This is a genomic window from uncultured Psychrobacter sp., from assembly GCF_947500265.1.
Classification (GTDB): domain Bacteria; phylum Pseudomonadota; class Gammaproteobacteria; order Pseudomonadales; family Moraxellaceae; genus Psychrobacter.
This window is the reverse complement of record NZ_CANMRN010000003.1, coordinates 183400-202992: the sequence shown is the minus strand read 5'-3', so window position 1 is coordinate 202992 and position 19593 is coordinate 183400. Positions and strand designations below refer to the sequence as shown.

Below are 19593 nucleotides of genomic sequence, written 5' to 3'. Positions count from 1 at the left end.
ATACCTCTGCGCTCAGCTGCAGTGTAATTCTTTTAAATTAAATCAACTATAAGGGCTACATAGAATAGTTGGAAAATAAATCGTATTTTAGCGCCTTTACTACGCTTTGACAATTCCCTTTAATGACTAATGATTTTCTTCAGATGATAAAGTAAATCATGCGCTTGCTTGGGCGTTAGCCTATCAGGATCAATCATGCTCAGCTCATCTTGCAAGCTAAATAGCTGATTTTGTTTTGGATTGTTCAATGTGTCTGCCGCTTGAGTAGTATGACTTACTTCTTGATTGAGAGTAGCATCATTATAACTCTCTTGCCGTTTATCCTTTACTGACTTAGCTAATTCATTTTTATCATCAATAGTTTTTGCTTTATCTACGGTTAAATGGTCTGACTGTAAGTTGTCTGCTAAATAGCGCTTAGCATGCTCTAGCACTTGGGTGGGAATACCAGCCATCTTTGCGACATGTAATCCAAAGCTAGAACTCGCTGCACCATCTTTAATTTGGTGCAATAGCAATAATTGACCATCAACTTCGCTAGCTGCTACATGAACGTTACGGATATTAGCATAATTCTTACCAGTATCATTTGTTAATTGGGTCAGCTCAAAATAGTGAGTGGCAAATAACGTCAGGCAGCCAATCTCGACTAGGCGATTGACGCAAGCATGGGCAATGGCCAAACCGTCAGTGGTGGCAGTACCGCGTCCGACTTCGTCCATTAATACCAGTGATTTATTCGTTGCTTGATTTAATATATTGGCCGTTTCAATCATCTCTACCATAAAGGTCGATTTGCCACCAGCCAAGTCGTCAGCTGAGCCGATACGAGTAAAAATACGGTCGATATCACCAATATGAGCACTAGCTGCTGGCACAAAGCTGCCGCAATGTGCGAGCAGTACAATCAAGGCTGTTTGGCGCATATAGGTAGATTTACCACCCATGTTAGGGCCAGTAATCAGAAGCAATCTTTCAGGGTGTCCTTCATCAGCATTGGCGCTACCTAATGCGCAGTCATTGGCGACAAAGTAGTTTGTACTTAATAAATTACTATTCCTATTGTTCGCATTCGTTTGATTTAATGCCGCTTCAACCACGACGTGACGACCTTGACGAATATCAATGTTGGTTCGGTTTTTGGCTACCGATTCGCTTTGGTCTTTTGTATGTAGACCCATGATTGGGCGCTGCCAGTTATACATCATGGCAAGTTGGGCCCAATTGCTTAGCACATCTAATTGGGCGATAGCCGCGCTAAGCTGTTGCAGATCAGCCAAGTGTTGGTTTAATTGAGTGAGTAGCTCGTGATACAGCTGCTTTTCACGAGCTAATGCTAAGGACTGGGCACTTAGATATTCTGTCTCGACTTCTTTTAGCTCATCAGTGATAAAGCGCTCACTACTTTTGAGCGTTTGCCGACGGATAAAGTGGGCAGGGGCATTCTTCGCCTGCATTTTGGGCAATTCAAAATAGAAGCCGCTAACTTTATTAAAGCCGACTTTTAGACTCGGTAATTGATTGTCTTGACGGGCACGCTCGACCATCTCGTCTAGCGTTGATTGAATATTGTCATGCAAATGAGTAAGGCGATCAAACTCTTCATCAAAGCCCGCTGCTAGCATTCCTCCATCGCGGATATGCGCAGGCGGTTCAATGACAATAGCGCGTTCGATTAATTCGGCGATGGATTGAACAGCAGGTAACTTAGCTGGCAATTGCTGCATCAACATTGGTAATAGGCCAGCGTCTTCATGACTGATACCCGATGCTGTCAATAGAGTAGTAAGCTGAGCACCACTAGCGATACCATCGGCGAGCTTGCGTAAGTCACGAGGTTTGGCACTCATTAGCCCGATTCGACTGCTGATTCGTTCAATATCGCCAATAGTATTCAGCGTTTCTCGTAAACGTGTAACCAGTAAGCTATCTTTTACATCTTGGTTTGATTCAATTGAGTCACTCTTTGGGTTTAGCAAACAAGTTATCGCATCTAGACGCATATTGATACGTGAATGCTGACGCAGTGGACGTTTCATTTGCTGCACGAGTAAACGCTTGCCCATCGGGGTCTGACAGTAATTCAGCACAGATATCAAAGAAGTGCCGTTGCTACTAACAGGAGTAAATAGCTCGAGATTTTGCTGGCTATTGGCATCGATAATTAGGTAGTCATCGCTGTACTCGACAATGAGTTGGTTGACTTGAGGCACGTGGCGTTGCTGAGTCTGACGCGCATAGTGGATAAGCGCAGCGCAGCTGGTTTGCGCAAGTGGAGCCTCATGAATGCCCAACCCATCGAGACGCTGGACTTCGAACTGCTGACAAAGCGTGTCACTGGCATGCGCACGATGAAAGTCATTGGCAGCGACTTCCATAATAGGGCAGTCCAGATTTTGTCGTAACCACAGTAGCCATTGCTCATCAGTGCTATCGCTAAATGTTTCACTAATGATGCATTCACTGGGCGCAAAACGCGCCAATATAGTCAGCATTTGAGTTTGCAAGCCATCTATATCGTTTTTATCTGCTATCAGTGTCTGGGTAGTCAGTGTACCCGCGGCCAAATCCATCTGGCTAACGGCTGCTTGTAAAGTCTGGCTATTGTCTTGCGTTTTCATAGTCGAAATATCGATGGCAACCACAGTTGGCGTATGATTAGGGGCAATCAATGCGTCATCAGTAATAGTACCTGCCGTAAGCGTTTTAACCACTTCGCGGCGCATAATGCTGCCAGCAGCAGACTTGCTCTTGTCTTTTTTCTGTTTATCGCCCATCGCAGGGACATTGGACTTATTGCTAGCACTGCCACTGCCACTGCCAGTTGTCGATTCGTCAATTTGCTCACATACGACCACTGTCTGACCGGCAGCGATTAAGCGTGCCATATAGCTGTCAGCTGCATGGAAGGGCACACCCGCCATGGCTATCGTGTTGCCTGCTTTATCCGTACCACGGCGCGTCAATGTGATATCTAGTATTTGCGCCGCACGCCTAGCATCGTCAAAGAACAGCTCATAGAAGTCACCCATCCGGTACAAGAGCAATGCTTGTGGATAGTTGGCTTTCATGGTTAGATATTGCACCATCATTGGCGTATGGTCTGCTAGGTTATAGACGGCATCGCCTATACTTAAGCAGTCAGAGTTCTCTTGTTTTGATAAGGGTTTTTCTGATGGATTAGGATTTGACGACTGATTTTGTCCAGATGGCTTTACGGTCATGCAGAGTCTCTTATAGTGCTTTAATGAGTATTAATAAGTATTTTGTGATAGAGATACTAAAGGGTCATTTGTCTTATGTACGAATTTGATATATAGCTTTGAGTTTTGGCTTTATCAATAAGCCAGTTACTTATAGATAAATGGCTTAACGACAAATTTTGAGCCAAGATGCAGCGATAGCAGTTGTATAGAAATCAAACCGTGACAAACAAATAAAGTCGCTAAAAAAGCTAAGAAATTTAAGAAGGTATTCGCTATTTTAACACGTCCTACTAGGTTTTTACTGTGGCAAATATCTACTCGCTGCCCTTGTATCCATCAGCGTCATAACCATATATAATGACGGCACACTTAATTGGGCGATACTAAATTAGGTAGTACTTAGTCGGGTGATGACAAGGCAGAGAGCTAAGCTTTGGCTAATGCGCACTAATTATCGAATATTCCATAGGTCAAAAAATTATGTTATCAAAGATTATAGGCAGTGTGGTTGGCACCAAAAATGACCGCGAATTAAAACGCATGCGTAAAGTGGTCAGCAAGATCAACGCACGAGAGGCTGAAATACAAGCCCTGTCTGATGAGCAACTACAACAAAAAACTGAAGAATTCAAAGCCAGACATCAAAAAGGCGAAAGCTTAGATGCATTATTGCCAGAAGCATTTGCCGTCTGCCGCGAAGCATCATTACGTGTCAACGGCATGCGTCACTACGACGTGCAGCTGATTGGTGGTATCACCTTGCACGAAGGTAAAATCGCTGAGATGAAAACTGGTGAAGGTAAAACCCTAATGGGAACCTTGGCCATGTACTTAAATGCGATCAGTGGCAAAGGGGTTCATCTAGTCACGGTCAACGATTATTTGGCTGCACGTGATGCTGAGCTAAACCGTCCGTTGTTCGGGTTCTTGGGTATGACGGTGGGTGTGATTTACTCACAGCAGCCGCCACAAGAAAAAATCGAAGCTTATCAAGCTGACATTACCTATGGTACCAATAACGAATACGGTTTTGATTATCTACGCGATAACATGGTCTTTAGCCTTGCGGAGAAAAAACAGCGCCCGCTAAACTTTTGTATTATCGATGAAATTGACTCAATCTTAATTGATGAGGCTCGTACCCCGCTGATTATTTCGGGTCAAGCTGAAGATTCATCACGCATGTACGCGTTGATTAATACGATTATTCCTGTGCTGATTCGTTCAAAAGACGAAGAAGCAAACAAGAATAACGAAGAAGAAGATTTTTGGATTGATGAAAAGAATCGCCAGATTGAGATTAGCGAAAAAGGCTATGAAAAAATCGAGCGCTTCTTAATCGAAGTGGGCGAGCTTGGTGAAAACGAAAGCTTATATAGCCCAAGTCGTCTGCCACTTCTGGCTCATGTTCAAGCTGCCATCCGTGCGCATCACGTATTTGTTAAAAACGTTCACTATATCGTCGATGAAGGCGAAGTGGTCATCGTTGATGAAAATACAGGTCGTACCATGCCTGGTCGTCGCTGGTCAGAAGGCTTGCATCAAGCAGTAGAAGCGAAAGAAAACGTTGAGATCCAAGCAGAAAACCAAACGCTTGCCACCACGACATTCCAGAACTACTTCCGTCTATATGACAAATTGTCTGGTATGACGGGTACCGCTGATACCGAAGCGGCTGAGTTCAAATCTACTTACGATCTAGATGTCATCGTGATTCCAACGCATGAGCCGATTGCTCGTATCGATATGGATGACCAGATTTTCTTAACTAAGTTAGGCAAATACAAAGGCATCATTCGCGAAATTAAAGAAATTCAAGCCAAAGGCGCGCCAGTACTGGTTGGTACGGCGACAATTGAGGCTAGTGAAGAATTGTCTTACTTGCTCGACCAAGAAGGCGTCAAGCATAATGTCCTAAACGCCAAACAGCATGAGCGTGAAGCAGAAATTATTGCACAGGCAGGTAGTCCAAAGTCAGTCACGATCGCCACCAACATGGCAGGCCGTGGTACGGATATTATCCTTGGTGGTAACTGGCAGTCGTTTATCGAAGATATCGATGCGGTGAGTCCAGAGGAGATGCAGCGTCTAAAATCTCAATGGCAAGTCAAACATGACCAAGTCGTAGCAGCTGGTGGTTTGCATATCATCGGCTCTGAGCGCCATGAGTCACGCCGTATCGACAACCAGTTACGTGGTCGTGCTGGTCGTCAGGGTGATCCTGGTATGTCACGCTTTTTCTTATCGCTTGAAGATGATCTCATGCGTATCTTCGCAGGCGATCGCGTGGTCAATATGATGCGTGCGATGGGCCTCAAAGAAGACGAAGCCATCGAACATAAAATGGTCTCTAAATCGATCGAAAACGCGCAAGGTAAAGTTGAGAGTCGCGATTTTGATGCCCGTAAAAATCTACTGAAATACGATGATGTTGCCAATGAGCAACGTAAAGTTATCTATGGTCAGCGTGATGATTTATTAGCAGAGATGGACTTATTAGAAGCCATCGAAGTGATGCATCATGAAGTATATAACGCGATGATCAATCAGTTTATTCCGCCTGGCTCTATTGATGATCAGTGGAATATTGACGGCTTAGAAGATGAGTTAGAAGACGAATTCAAAATCTCAATGCCAATCAATGATTGGTTAGATGAAGATCGTCGTCTGGATGAAGAAGGGCTGCGTGAGAAAATCGTTCAAACGGCGATAGATCGTTATCACAGTCGCCGTGAGCAGATGGGTGAAAAGGATGCCGCTCAGCTTGAGCGTCATTTCATGCTACAGAGTCTAGATAAGCATTGGAAAGAGCACTTAACGCAAATGGATCAGCTACGTAAAGGGATTCATTTACGTGGTTATGCACAGAAAAACCCTGAGCAGGAATACAAGCGTGAGTCGTTTGAATTGTTCCAGATGATGCTTGGTGCGATTAAGTCTGAGACCGTACAAGATTTGTCACGTGTACATATCCCAACCAAGGAAGAACTGGAAGCATTAGAAATTCAGCAACGTGAGAACGCTGCCCATATGCAAATGCAGTTTGAGCATGACGATGTAGATAACTTGGATAGCAATGCGAGTGGTTCAGCTGCTCAGCCGCAACCACAAAGCCGCACTCTAAACAGCGGTGCTGCGGCAGCTGGCGTTGGTGCTGCTATCGCAGGTAACGGTAGTAATGCTAACGAATCAAACCCATATGCAGGTATGAATATCAGTCGTAATGCAGCGTGTCCTTGTGGCTCAGGTCTTAAATACAAGCAGTGTCATGGTAAAATCTAGTCGTTAGTTATGATAAGTTAATAGCTATTTACTGAACTGCTATTAAAGTAAGCTCTATTTGAAAAAGCCCTTATCCTAAGTAGATAGGGGCTTTTTTATATCTGTTAGATAACTTATGCAAACTTAAAACTTGCTAGACCAAGACCAACAAACACTTTGTATTGATTACTTACAAATTCAGCATAGGCGTGAATTTATGGACACGCTATAGTGTTTAACATATTTATTTGGGAGAGTGTCATGAGTGTAGAATTCTTAAAAAAAGTACGCAGCTCAGTAGTTTTAACAAGTTTGTTGGCTGGCGCCTTGACGGTCAGTGCTTGTCAGCAACAGTCAGAGCCAGAGTCGGGCATGGAAGAGGGTGCTAATACAGAAGAGTCCGTTCCAATGTCAGCGGAGCCTGCTGAACCTAGCGATGTCGTTGTCGATACTGAAGATGCTTCACTTAACGAAGTAGAAGGTGATACCACCGCTTCAGTAAATAGCGCCGTCAAGCAGATGTCGTATCTATGTACACCTGAACTAAAAGTTGAGGCGACTTATAAAGAAGATGCCAATCAAGTTGTTGTCGCAACTGACATGGGTACAGTAACGTTAAACCAGACCAATGAAGGTAGTAATCCTGAAGTGTTTGAAGTGGCGACCGCAATTGATGGTGGTCAAGGATTCACACAATGGCGCGTAGGGCATGAAGCTCGTAAAACTGGCGTCATGCGTACTGCTGGTGCAGATGAGTCAAATGTTAATACATTCGAGTGTAATGAAGCCTCATAGTTGGTCTTCAATACTTAGCAGGGAATAATCATTAAAAAAGCAACGCTAAGATAGCGTTGCTTTTTAATGTTGTGAAATAATCTTTATCAATCATACAATTTCGTAGTAACTAAACTATCAGCGCTTATTTTAACGGAGTTGTATCAGAACCATGAGCTAATAGACCTTCTTCAGTGACATCTAACTCCTCATGTTTGAGCTCTACTTGAATGCTATCAGTATGTACATGGGTGCTCTTATTGATTTCAATGTCTTGGATAGCGTAGGTGTCTTTGGTGATGGTAGCCACTTGGCGAGATAACACAATATCAATCGGTTCATCACCAATCTCTATTTGTTTACCGTTAATGGTCACTACGGCTTTGCTATCCAAAGAAGGCTCGACGTGGCGTAATATATCTTTTTCATCGTAATTACCAGAGAGTAAATCTTGGCTCTCTGCGTCATGGTACTCAGTACGAATGGTGATATATTCTTCTACTAACTCAATTGGCACTTCGACAGTTTTAGTACGTGAATGCTTGGTGACGGTTACTTTACCCACGTCCAAGCGTTCTTTGTTAGTCACAGGGCATTCTTCTAATAGCTCTAAGTGTCCAACATTGACGGTATTATTTGCTTGCTTCGTTGAGATATTTTGTTCTTTGTCCAAGTTATCTTGGTAAAGGCTGTTTCCATTTTCAGTAGTCATTATGATTCCTTTATAATTGTAAAATGATAATTTTTTAATAATCTAAAACGCTGTATGTCAACCACACATGTTAACTAGCTACATTGAATACTATAAACCATTCGTTCATGTTATGAATACAAAAAAGACCAGAGACATGCTCTGATCTTGATGGCCAAACATATGAGTTTAGCTATTTATTACTATCATATTTAACTGACGGTATAGGAAACTCACGTCGTTGAACTATGACGTATTAGCATATTACATGCCACGAGCACGGCGCACATCTTCTGCTGTGATACCATCACGGTCTACTAAGTTGCCTTCACGGTCAACCACATTGCCGTTGCCATCAACATCTAGCTCTTCGCGTTGAATGGTCTCAATCAAAGTTTCAGTGTGATGATCGGTCGTCTTGCCAACGTTTACTTCTTCAGAAACATATGTTTCTTTGCTGACGCGAGCACGTTCGGCCTGCAGTTCAACTTCAACTGTTTCAGTAGCATCGAGATCACCAATACGACGATCTGTTGGACGATTTACGCTAGTACGTTGGATATTGGCATGTTCTTCTTCTAGATCTACATCGACATTGCGCTCTTCAGTAACGACATGCTTACCCACTTTTACTAGACCAGCAACGATACGGTCTTTATTCACCGTCAAACGCTCTTCTAATAGCTCTAGCGTATTTGGTGCGTCATAGGAGTGATCTGCAATATCAACGCGATCTTCTACAGGGAGTGTATCAGCAGTAAATGCTTGACGATCTCTTTCGTACTGCTCTTTATAGCTGTACTGGTAGTCGTGATCGTATACTTCCATGGCTTCTACTTGCGTTTTGGTCAAGCTATCAAAGAAGACATCATCACCAACGATACGTGCTAAACCTGCTGGTACTAGTACTTCTTTTGAACTAAACCAGCCGCCTGCATCTACGATTAAGTAACGAATACGCCCAGTGGTATCTTCTACTAGAGCACCTTCGATTTTACCAATTTTCTCTTCATTGATACCGTAAGCAGTTTTGTGCGTTGGATCATAATAGTCATCACCAATCAAATCTTGGTGAGTAGCTTGAATATCTTTTAAACGGATTAGTTGACTCATTGTTATATTCCTTTTTCGCGAGTTTATTTTTTATAATGTAATGGTTGGTGTTGTTATTAATTTTTAGTAAAACCATATTTATTACAGTTAACGGTAAGCCAAATGAATAGCTTCCCTATCAACTTGTAGCTATCCTAACACCGTGATTTTTGATGAGATATATGAGCAAGGTAGCAAAGTGTGCGCTTGCAGTAATTGCGTGTAATAGGCTGTAAGTGGCATAACATAGGAGGGGGTAGAAGTTAACGAGTCTTTACATAGAGTAATATTCAACATTCATCGAAAGAAAGCAGACACAAAAAAACCGCATTACCATTAGCAATGCGGTTTCTCAATAAACAATAATTATCTAAGTATTATTTAGCTAACTTACTTTAAGTCAGCTAAACCTACTTTATTTAAGCAAGTTCAATAGCAACAGCTACCGCTTCACCACCACCGATACATAGCGTTGCGATGCCTTTTTTGCCACCAGTACGTTTTAGAGAGTTGATAAGCGTAATCAGAATACGAGCACCTGAACAGCCTACTGGATGGCCAAGGGCACATGCACCGCCTTCGATATTTACTTTGGCATGATCAAGTTTCAGCTCGTCCATCGCAGCCATAGTAACCATTGCAAAGGCTTCGTTAATTTCCCATAGATCTACGTCATCTACTGACCAGCCAGCACTTGATAGTACTTTTTCAATGGCACCGATTGGCGCGATGGTAAATTCGCTTGGGTGACGTGAGTTTGACGCAGTAGCAACGATACGAGCTTGATAATCAAGACCTTCAGCTTTCGCTTGTGACTCTTTCATTACTACGACGGCTGCAGCACCGTCTGAGATTGAGCTGGCGTTTGCGGCAGTAATCGTACCGTCTTTAGCAAATGCTGGACGTAAAGTAGGGATACGATCAGCATTCGCAAGGGCAGGTTGCTCATCGGTATCAACAGTTTGTTCGCCTTTGCGCGTGGCAAATGTGACAGGCTCGATCTCATCTTTAAAATGGTTGTCTTTGATAGCAGTCAGCGCACGGTTCAATGACTCAATAGCAAACTCATCCATTTGCTCACGTGTATAGCCTTTTTCATCAGCCATTTCTTGAGCAAACATACCCATTAGCTTACCAGTATCGGCATCTTCTAGGCCATCTAAGAACATATGGTCTTTGACTTCTTTATGACCCATACGATAGCCGCCACGTGAACCTGGCATAATATACGGTGCATTGGTCATTGACTCCATGCCACCTGCAACAGCAACGTTGAAGCTGCCCGCTTTGATACCATCATGCGCTTGCATGACTGCTTTTAGGCCTGAACCACAAAGCTTATTAATAGTGACAGCACCAGTCGCATCCGGTAGACCTGCTTTACGCATGGCTTGACGAGCAGGGCCTTGACCCAGACCTGCCGTCAAGATACAACCCATGATCACTTCATCAACACTGTCAGCACTAACGCCTGAGCGTTCGACGGCAGCTTTGATAGCGGCGGCACCCAGCTCGGTAGCACTCATGTCTTTTAGTGCGCCTTGAAAGCCACCCATTGGTGTACGTGCGCCGTTTAGGATTACAATTGCATCATTTGACATCGTTATTATTCCTTGTTGTGCGTTTTGATTAAGTATCTACCAAGAAATCAGATGCCGATTGGCTAGCTTTTGCTTATATTATAAGCATCTGTCTTCTTCAGTATGTGGTTTATGCTAGCTCATCTAATCGTATGCGTACCACTTTATCAGTAATGGTCTCTAACTTTTCAATTTTTTCGATAGCAAGATTCATCTGACTCTCGATCACAGGTAGCGTCAGGATAATCACAGGCACTTGACCTACTTTATGCGCAGGTTTTTGCAAGATTGCATCGATGTTGATACCGGCATCACTTAGGATGCGCGTGATATCTGCCAATACGCCTGGGCTATCATAAGCATGCACACGCAAATAATATCCAGTTACCATCTGATCAGCACGCAATATAGGCGTGTCTGATAGCTGCTCAGGGATAAATGCTAAATGCGGCACATGATGTCCAGTGTTGCTCTGATCGTCGCGGTCTTTGCTACCCAGTACACGAACCAAATCCATGACATCGGCCATCACTGCAGAAGCGGTTGCACCAGCACCAGCACCATCGCCGCAATACAGCGTCTGGCCAAGTGGATGCGAGTTGACCAGTACTGCGTTTTTCACACCATTAACGTTCGCCAGTAGCGCATCTTGTGGAATAAGTGTCGGGTGTACACGTAATTCAACCCCTGCGTCACCATTATTTTCACTATCGCGGCGTACGGCAAACCCTAAATGCTTGATGCGGTAGCCAAGCTCTTCGGCATAGTTTACATCTTGTAGTGTAATGCCCGTGATACCTTCACAGTAGACTTTATCAAACTGTAACGGAATGCCAAACGCGATCGAGGCGAGTAGTGCCAGTTTATGAGCAGCATCGATACCTTCAACATCGAAAGTAGGGTCAGCCTCTGCATAACCTAACTCTTGCGCTTCGCTCAATACGTCGGCAAACGGACGGCCCTTATCACGCATTTCGGTCATGATAAAGTTGCCAGTACCGTTGATGATACCCGCGAGCCAGTCGATTTTGTTGGCAGCCAGTGCTTCACGCATTACCTTGATAATTGGAATACCGCCTGCTACTGCTGCTTCATATGCAACATGCACATTGTTTTCTTCAGCGAAAGCAAAAATCTCATTACCGTGTTCAGCGAGTAGAGCCTTGTTTGCCGTAACCACATGCTTGCCGTTTTTAATGGCCTGCATAATGACGTCTTTGGCTAAGGTGGTCCCACCAATCACTTCGATAACAATATCGACGTTGTCGCTTGCGGCAATTGCCATCAGATCGCTGTTTTGCATGATATCGGCATCAATATCATCACGCTGACGACGCGTACCGACTTCGGTAATAATAATGTCGCGTCCGCTACGGCGTTTTAGCTCATTTAAATTGTCATTGATCAGATTGATCACGCCCGTTCCGACGGTGCCTAGACCAAGTATCGCTAGTTTGATGGAATTACTCACAGTATCCTCAAGAGGTTAAATATAATGAAGTAAGTATAAGCGGTGACAGTGTCAAATGAGTCTGCGACATCAAACATAACGTCTGTGCGCATTGTCTAGTGCTACCTGCCTATCTAATTCATCATAGTTGAATAAAAAAGCTCAAATAAAAAGGGTGTTACTCATTTTGCATCGCGCTTTATCGTATCATACCGACAAGGCATTGTGACGTCTATACAATCTCATAAAGAGCAATCTCATAAAAGCCAATGTCCTGAAGGTTAATGTCATAAAAGCCAATGTTATAAAGACAACGTCATCAAGGTTATATCAGCTTACGATTATAAAAAAGCAGTAGCTTCAATCTTGTTTGGCATATGTATATGTCATTTATGCTTGGTTACCAGTATTAGTCACTCTAATATGAGTGATTAATACTGGTAATTCATATGATTAGTTAGCGCCTACTGCTTGTGCCAATTCTGCTGCAGGTAAGTAGCCGCCTACTTGTTGTCCTGTTTCGGTAAACACCGCAGGCGTACCGCGCACACCAAGTCTTGAGCCTAGAGCCATATGTTCTTGCACAGGGTTGGCACAGCTAGGGCCTTGTACATTGGCACCGATTTTTGCTTGATCCATCGCAGCTTTACGATCCTGACTACACCAGATAGCTTCCATTTTTGGTACAGACTCTTGACTGCGTGGCCATGCCAGATAACGAACCTCGATACCGCGCGCATTGATATCATCCATTTCTGAATGTAATTTGCGACAGTAGCCACAGTCTGCATCGGTAAAGGCATAGATGACAGCTTTGGTTTCGCCTTTTGCTGGATAAATCACCATGTCTTTTTTATCTACGGCTTTTAGCGCTTCTTGTGCTGTCGTAGCAACTAGGGCGGCACTGATATCAACCGGAGCGGCATCACCCACAGCGATGATCTGACCTTGAATAATATGCTTGCCAGCTTTATCAGTAAAGAAAGAAGGTAGACCTTCAGCGGTCACCCAATAAATACCATCCACATCTGTCGGTACAGCTGAGACAATAGTTTCCTCGATACCAGAGCTTTTTAGATTCGCCTGTAACGCCTTCACCACGGTTGTATCATTACCAGCTGAAGGCTTAGTAGTAGCTTTGGTCTGTGCAGCGTTTACAACACTGGTATTGCTGGTTGCATCAGCGGCATTGTTTGAGCAGCCAGCAGCGATACCAACTAACAGCGCACTCATCATAAAACGAGATAGAACGGTACGAGAAAGAGGATTACGCAAGGTGGTATTTTTGGTAGTGGGGAACGGCATACGGGTTTCCTATAGGCATCGCGCCTAATCATGAGTTCGTTATAAAAAGCGCTATAAACTTTTCTATATAGTAATGTGTCTTGGCAGTGTTTTAAAGGTTTAACATTGAAGAAGTTCTTATAACTTATTGATAATAAAAGATAGGTAATAACAGCCTTCATATTACCATATTTACGCCAAATAATAGCGAACGGAAGGCAGCCAACAAGTATCAGTAAAGCCAACTTTAAAGAATAGCTATCAACATAAATTCAAAAAATAAGATACATTTGTGCTATTTAACATAGTTGCTTGAACTTGTAGTCTAAGACTAATCGCATTGTTTTTATAAAAATCTATATAAAATGCGTTGTATAAACCATTTGAGAACGACTTACTTTAACAAATTTGCTTTAAGGAGCACACATGGCAGGTGCCAGTTTATTAACCTTACTCGATGACATCAGCGTTTTAATGGATGATGTGAGCGTCATGACCAAAGTTGCCGCCAAAAAAACCGCGGGCTTAGTTGGTGATGATTTAGCACTCAATGCCGAGCAGGTCACAGGGGTTAAGCCAAATCGTGAGCTCCCCGTCATTTGGGCAGTTGCCAAAGGCTCTGCCGTGAACAAGGTGATTTTAGTACCAGCGGCGCTATTGATTAGTTATTTTATACCGTGGTTGATTACTCCGCTATTGATGATCGGAGGGTTATATCTGAGTTATGAAGGGGCTGAGAAGGTCATTCACAAGTTTTGGCCGAAGTTGTTGCCTCATGATGAAGAGCAAAATGCTCGTTTAAAAGCCAACGCAGATGAGTCGGTAGATTTGGTCGCGTTTGAAAAGGACAAAATCAAAGGTGCCATACGTACAGACTTTATCTTATCAGCTGAGATTATTGTTATCTCTTTAGGCGCAATTACAGCAGCTGGTGGCGATATTGTCCAAAAGGGCATCGTACTTTCGATAGTGGCTGCTGTCGTGACCGTCGGTATTTACGGCTTAGTTGCAGGCATCGTAAAGATTGATGATGCGGGTCTGCATTTGATTGAAAACTCACAAGCAGGTGATAGTAAGCGCAAGTTTGGCGAGTTTATGCTTGCGGCTGCGCCAAAGCTTATGAAGTTTTTATCCATAGCGGGCACGATTGCGATGTTCTTGGTGGGCGGCGGTATTATCGTGCACGGTATCGGCTTTTTGCATCACAGTGTAGAAGATATTGCTCATCTTACTGGGGTATTTGAAGGGTTAACTGCGTCATTGTTAAATGGATTGGTCGGACTGATTGTTGGTGCTATTGTAGTAGCTATTGTTACTACTATTGGTAAAATCCGTGGTAAAGATGACACAGCGTCTTCTGCACACTAAGCTTATCTGCTTTTTATTGTCTCTCGTTTGAATTAGCAAGTAAGTTTGACTGTATTGAAATAAAAAGCCCCAAAGCTACGAATAGCTTTGGGGCTTTTACGTTTGAGCTTATGTAACTAGCTATCGCTATCTGTATCATCAGATGCGAGCTTTTCAGCCTGCGTCGGCTTCTTATGCTCCGTCTTAGGCTTACGACTGCGCGCCTTTGGTACTTTTGGCGTAGTCAGATTAAACATACCGGTCTGTGGTAGTAATTGCTCAGCCACATTTTCGATCATGTTTTTATAGCTGGCTATGGTCGTCTTAGACTTAGCTGCCTGACTGTCATCTTTGCTAGCCTCTTTAGTAGATTCTTCTACTGCCGAGTCAGTCGTCTGCTCAGTCTCTGCAGCTATGTTTTCTGCAGCATCTTCTACCTCATTGACAGTTTGCTCTGTAGAGGTTTCGACTTCTGCATCCTTAGCTTCTGACTGAGCACGCTCGACTTCTAGCAATTGCTCACTATCAACACTGATATCATCAGTTTGAGCTTGATTGGCGAGGGCAGTCGCTTCAACGTCATGTGCATCGACTTTGCTATTGGTTTGCTCGACGATAGCTTGTTCCGCTTGTTCAGCAGGTACGCTCAATACAGCGGGTTTCTGATAATCAGGGTGCTGTCCGCGCGGATCGTTGCTAGCACGCTTAGTGATAGCACGTGGTTCAACGTCTGTCTTACCTTGTGCCGCTGCAAATTGACTGACCGCTTGGGTCATCGATTCAAAGCGTGCAAGGTAGTCGGCAGCCAATGGTTGATAGCCATAGTTGCTAAAGTCAAAGCTCTGGCTAGCAGTATCAGAGCTATTATCAGTACTCTGAGATTGCTCATTATGCAACGCAATGGTCGCGATAAAGCAGTTGATAATGCCCTCTTCTGCTAAGCGCGTTTGCGCCTCTGGTAGCGTGGCACGAATAAACTCACCAACCGTACCACGTATTGCTGGCACATTAGTAGCAGCTGGCTTGTCCGCTTTCGCGGCTTGCTTAGCAAGTACTACACGTGGATCGTTACTCGCTTGACCAAATTTCTCAGCAGTCACGTAACGTGTGCCAAATAGTGCTTCATGGGTTAGCTCAAGTGCTGAGTTACTTACACTACTTGTGCTTGCACTATTATTATCAGCCTGAGTATTTTGAGCTTCATCACTCTTACTCACATCTTCAGCAGTCTTTGTTTCCTGCTGTTTTGGAGTCTCTGTAGCTTTTTCAGCATCAGCAGTTACTGACGTTGAAGCTTCCGCCTTACTTTCGGTGTTACTCGTAGAGGTCGATTGAGCTTCTACAACTACACGTGCTTTTTTCTCTTCAGTAGCCTGCTCCTGCTTAGGAGCATCGTTTTGAACCTTAGCTTGTTCGGTAGATTCACGCTTATCATCATTTACCTGATTAGCATGGGTTTCCACCGTACTTTTTGCATTATCACTTTTCTTATCAGCGTTCGGAGCACTGGTGTTCTGCTTATCAGTGCTCTGCTCATTGCTACTATGCTTATCAGTAGGTTTTTGAGCAGCTGTTTCGTTTGAATGCTCATCTTTTGCTACGTTATTTGTCGCGCTTCGCTGCTCACTAGGCTGAGTTTTGGCCTGTGTAGATTTGCTATCATCTAAAGATAGATGCACCACTTCAGGCGCTTTTAGCTCAGTTGGCGCTTCATTAACCTGTAGCACGACCTCGTTAGGGTCTTGATTGCGACGTGCACTATGTTGATTTTTGCTACTGGCAGCATCGTTGTTTCTAGCGTTCTGCTGTTTGCTCTGTTTAACGTTGTCTGCCGTGAGTGTCTCACCGCGCTCTAGCTTACCGCGTGAGCCGCGTTGGCTATGCGATTTACGCTTAGTACGAGTTTGCTCATCTGCTTTAGAGCTGTTTTCGTTATCAGCATCACTGCGCTCGCTTGTGTTACGATTGCTGTTCTGTTGATTGCTATCTTGGCGGTTATTACGATTGCGATCGTTCGTGCGTCTATTATCATGCTGACGCTTGTCTTGCTGTCTTTGGTCTTGAGTATCAGACGATTTGTCATCAGCATTGTTTGAGTTAGTACTTTCTGAGCTACTGTTTACGTTGCCAGCAGTCTCGTCAGTTGCCTCTTTTCTTTGACGCGGCTTAGAAGATCTAGACTTACGCGGCTTACGTCTTCTTCTGTCTTCATTGCTGCTGTCGTCAGTATCGTTGTCATTACGACGCGCCTGTTGACGATTAGCGTTGTTATCTGACTGTTGGCTTTCGTTTTTCTGACTGTTGCTTTGTTGAGTTGGCTGCTCACTAGTTGTTGCAGCGGCACTATTCAAGGCATTGCTATCAACTTGACCAAACGAGCCTAAGCTTTGCGCGCCCGTGTTTACTAGCGCCTCGATTGCTTCAGCGGCATCTCGGCTACTGACACTAGGCGTCGTAGTGGCTTGCGGTGCTTGAGCAAATAGGTTTGATAACCACGCAACGGCTTTTGGTTGGGCAGTAGTTTCAACACTCTGTGTTTGCGGCGCTATTGGAGCGGCAACACTAGCGGTTTTATTAGCTTGCGGTGCATGTGCAGGCGACACGTCGTTGGTATTTTTATGATTACGACGATCATTGCTATGATTTACCGTATCGTTCTGTGCTTGCGTGGCTGCATTCGGCTGAGTGTTTGAGCGGCTCTGCTTATCATCTGTATTTTTACGAGGTTGGCGAGTAGGCTGCTGTTCAGGACGCTCTTTTTCAGCAGTCTGCCAGTCAACGTTGTAGCCAAGGTCACTGTGCTCTTGTTGCTGAGTATCAGTGATACGCTCATAGCTTGATGGAGCAAAGCCATCACGGTTGAAGTGAAGCTTGAAGTTTGGTGATTCTAAATGCGCATGTGGCAAAATAGTGATACGCGTGCCACTGTCTTGCTCAAGATAAACCAAGCTGTCGCGCTTTTCATTTAATAAGAATGCAGCGATGTCTGTTGGGACTTCTGCTTGTACTTCACCTTGGCGTTCTTTAAGGGCGATTTGCTCAATTTGACGCATGATAGAAAGTGACAATGAACGCAAGTCACGAATCATACCGTTGCCATGACAACGTGGGCAGATATAGCCAGTTGATTCTTCTAACGAAGGACGTAGACGCTGACGGCTCATTTCCATTAGACCAAACTTAGAGATATCGCCGAACTGAACGCGCGCACGGTCATATTTGGTCGCGTCGATTAGACGTTTTTCTACTTCTTTTTGGTGCTTATTGTCATTCATGTCAATGAAATCAATAACGATCAAACCACCCATATCACGCAAACGAAGCTGACGAGCAATCTCATCGGCTGCTTCTAAGTTGGTATGGTAAGCGGTCTCAGCAACGTCTGAACCTTTGGTTGACTTAGCTGAGTTAATGTCGATAGAGACTAGTGCTTCTGTTTGGTCAATAACGATTGAACCACCTGATGGCAGGCGAACTTCACGCTGATAAGCAGTTTCGATTTGTTTTTCGATATTGAAGCGCGAAAACATCGGTTCATAATCGGTATATTTGCGTAGCTTTTCGGCTTGTTTTGGCATTACCGCATCGATAAACCCAGCCGCTTCAATGTAAGCGTTTTCGTTATCAATCCAAATCTCAGCAATATCATCACGCAGATAATCACGAACAGCACGTGTGACAACGCCCGCTTCTTGGTGAACCAAGCGCGGTGAAGGATATTTTTGGTTTTGTTCTTGAATGGCTTGCCAAATGTTGAGCAAGTGATTTAAATCGTGCTGTAAGTCTTCCTGAGTTTTACCAATACCAGCAGTACGAATGATGACACTCATGCCTTTTGGTAAATCAAGGTTGCTCAGCATACGCTTCATATCTTCGCGCAGTTTGCCCGAAATTTGACGTGAGATACCACCACCGCGAGGGTTGTTTGGCATTAATACCAGGTAGCGACCTGCTAATGACACATACGTCGATAGGGCAGCGCCTTTGTTGCCGCGTTCTTCTTTTTCGACTTGGACGATTAGCTCGTCGCCTTCTTTGATCAGTTTTTTGATGTTTTCGTCGCGTGGGTTGCCGCTTAGGTATTCAGCAGAGATTTCACGAATTGGCAAAAATCCTTGACGCTGAGAGCCGTATTCGACGAATACTGCTTCGAGCGATGGCTCAACACGGGTCACATGACCTTTGTAAATGTTAGATTTTTTTTGCTCGCGAGTACGGTTTTCTAGGTCGAAATCGTACAGGTGGTTGCCTTTACATAAGGCGACACGAATCTCTTCGTTTTGAGTGGCGTTGATCAAAATGCGTTTCATATTTGTATCCTATGAGTACGCATGACAACGATAAGACAGTCTTTAGGACATAGTGGCAAGTGTGGCTAATATTGTGATTAGCGTGTGTAGATGTTCATTAACGGTAGAACGTAAATCGTGGGTTTCATAAAGCACATGGGCTTTTTCAATGGCTTCTTTTTTACCTGAAGTAATGAGCGGTGCTCACGTTAATATCAGTAATATAGGGTGTAAGGCTATGGTACTTATATTTTATCATCAGTAAACTTGGTACATATATGATTGGGTCAGCGAGTCAAAGCGCTCTTATTCTCAGTACGTTCTATTGGTAGTGATTTCAGCGCACGTTGTAAGCGTGGGCGAGGGTCAGTTACAGTTCTAAAAAATACTGATATTAAAAAGGCGTGATGCTGTTGCCATTCATCCATCAAAGTCTAACAATAATATCGCGGTCATGATTGCTACTATATAGTGGCGTCATTCAGCGGTTGTTTATTCAGGCGAAGCAATTGGTTACTCTTTGTTTATCGTTCTTTGTATAACGTCAATAATATCTTGGGTGTCTCAAGGTTAGGTGTCGCAGCTTTTGTTATCAGCGGGGCGTACTTGGCAAACAGAG

General features: G+C 43.9%; 10 protein-coding genes. 3 read left to right on the top strand and 7 right to left on the bottom strand.

The genetic code is table 11. The features are described from left to right. Positions 1-119: 119 nt before the first annotated feature. The gene (mutS, locus tag Q0788_RS05730) at positions 120-3224 is read right to left on the bottom strand and encodes a DNA mismatch repair protein MutS (RefSeq protein ID WP_298808660.1); all 3105 of its coding nucleotides are present in this window, start codon (positions 3222-3224) and stop codon (positions 120-122) included. A 462-nt stretch (positions 3225-3686) separates the two neighbouring features. Here mutS and secA point away from each other — a divergent pair, with 462 nt between their 5' ends. After that, positions 3687-6488, top strand: coding sequence for a preprotein translocase subunit SecA (secA, locus tag Q0788_RS05725; RefSeq protein WP_298808658.1), 2802 nt, complete (start codon positions 3687-3689; stop codon positions 6486-6488). A 240-nt stretch (positions 6489-6728) separates the two neighbouring features. Next, a complete protein-coding gene (locus Q0788_RS05720; RefSeq protein WP_298808656.1) occupies positions 6729-7262 on the top strand; it encodes a hypothetical protein in 534 nt (177 codons plus the stop codon). Positions 7263-7386: 124 nt separating this feature from the next. Here Q0788_RS05720 and Q0788_RS05715 read toward each other — a convergent pair whose 3' ends face one another. The 5 genes from Q0788_RS05715 to Q0788_RS05695 form a co-directional block, all read right to left on the bottom strand. Beyond that, entirely contained in the window at positions 7387-7953 is a 567-nt protein-coding gene (locus Q0788_RS05715; protein ID WP_298808654.1) for a YsnF/AvaK domain-containing protein, read from the bottom strand. Positions 7954-8196: 243 nt separating this feature from the next. Next, complete coding sequence (locus Q0788_RS05710) at positions 8197-9045, bottom strand: PRC and DUF2382 domain-containing protein (protein WP_298808653.1); 849 nt, start codon at positions 9043-9045, stop codon at positions 8197-8199. Between the two features lie 398 nt (positions 9046-9443). Next, the gene (locus tag Q0788_RS05705) at positions 9444-10625 is read right to left on the bottom strand and encodes a thiolase family protein (RefSeq protein WP_057758226.1); all 1182 of its coding nucleotides are present in this window, start codon (positions 10623-10625) and stop codon (positions 9444-9446) included. A 109-nt stretch (positions 10626-10734) separates the two neighbouring features. Beyond that, positions 10735-12075 (bottom strand): homoserine dehydrogenase, encoded by a 1341-nt coding sequence (locus Q0788_RS05700; RefSeq protein WP_298808651.1) that lies wholly within the window; start codon positions 12073-12075, stop codon positions 10735-10737. A 432-nt stretch (positions 12076-12507) separates the two neighbouring features. Then, entirely contained in the window at positions 12508-13359 is an 852-nt protein-coding gene (locus Q0788_RS05695) for a DsbC family protein (protein WP_298808650.1), read from the bottom strand. A gap of 405 nt (positions 13360-13764) precedes the next feature. Here Q0788_RS05695 and Q0788_RS05690 point away from each other — a divergent pair, with 405 nt between their 5' ends. Continuing rightward, on the top strand, positions 13765-14706 hold the full coding sequence (locus Q0788_RS05690) for a DUF808 domain-containing protein (RefSeq protein WP_057758232.1): 942 nt from the start codon (positions 13765-13767) through the stop codon (positions 14704-14706). A gap of 116 nt (positions 14707-14822) precedes the next feature. Here Q0788_RS05690 and Q0788_RS05685 read toward each other — a convergent pair whose 3' ends face one another. Next, positions 14823-18995: an Rne/Rng family ribonuclease gene (locus Q0788_RS05685; protein ID WP_298808647.1), complete on the bottom strand. Its 4173-nt coding sequence runs from the start codon at positions 18993-18995 to the stop codon at positions 14823-14825. Between the last annotated feature and the right edge of the window lie 598 nt (positions 18996-19593).

Bases quoted from the DNA above. Each gene is read 5' to 3' on its own strand.
- Q0788_RS05710 (WP_298808653.1), bottom strand. From the start codon at position 9,045: ATGAGTCAACTAATCCGTTTAAAAGATATTCAAGCTACTCACCAAGAT.
- Q0788_RS05705 (WP_057758226.1), bottom strand. From the start codon at position 10,625: ATGTCAAATGATGCAATTGTAATCCTAAACGGCGCACGTACACCAATG.
- Q0788_RS05685 (WP_298808647.1), bottom strand. From the start codon at position 18,995: ATGAAACGCATTTTGATCAACGCCACTCAAAACGAAGAGATTCGTGTC.
- Q0788_RS05695 (WP_298808650.1), bottom strand. From the start codon at position 13,359: ATGCCGTTCCCCACTACCAAAAATACCACCTTGCGTAATCCTCTTTCT.
- Q0788_RS05720 (WP_298808656.1), top strand. From the start codon at position 6,729: ATGAGTGTAGAATTCTTAAAAAAAGTACGCAGCTCAGTAGTTTTAACA.
- mutS (WP_298808660.1), bottom strand. From the start codon at position 3,224: ATGACCGTAAAGCCATCTGGACAAAATCAGTCGTCAAATCCTAATCCA.
- Q0788_RS05690 (WP_057758232.1), top strand. From the start codon at position 13,765: ATGGCAGGTGCCAGTTTATTAACCTTACTCGATGACATCAGCGTTTTA.
- secA (WP_298808658.1), top strand. From the start codon at position 3,687: ATGTTATCAAAGATTATAGGCAGTGTGGTTGGCACCAAAAATGACCGC.
- Q0788_RS05715 (WP_298808654.1), bottom strand. From the start codon at position 7,953: ATGACTACTGAAAATGGAAACAGCCTTTACCAAGATAACTTGGACAAA.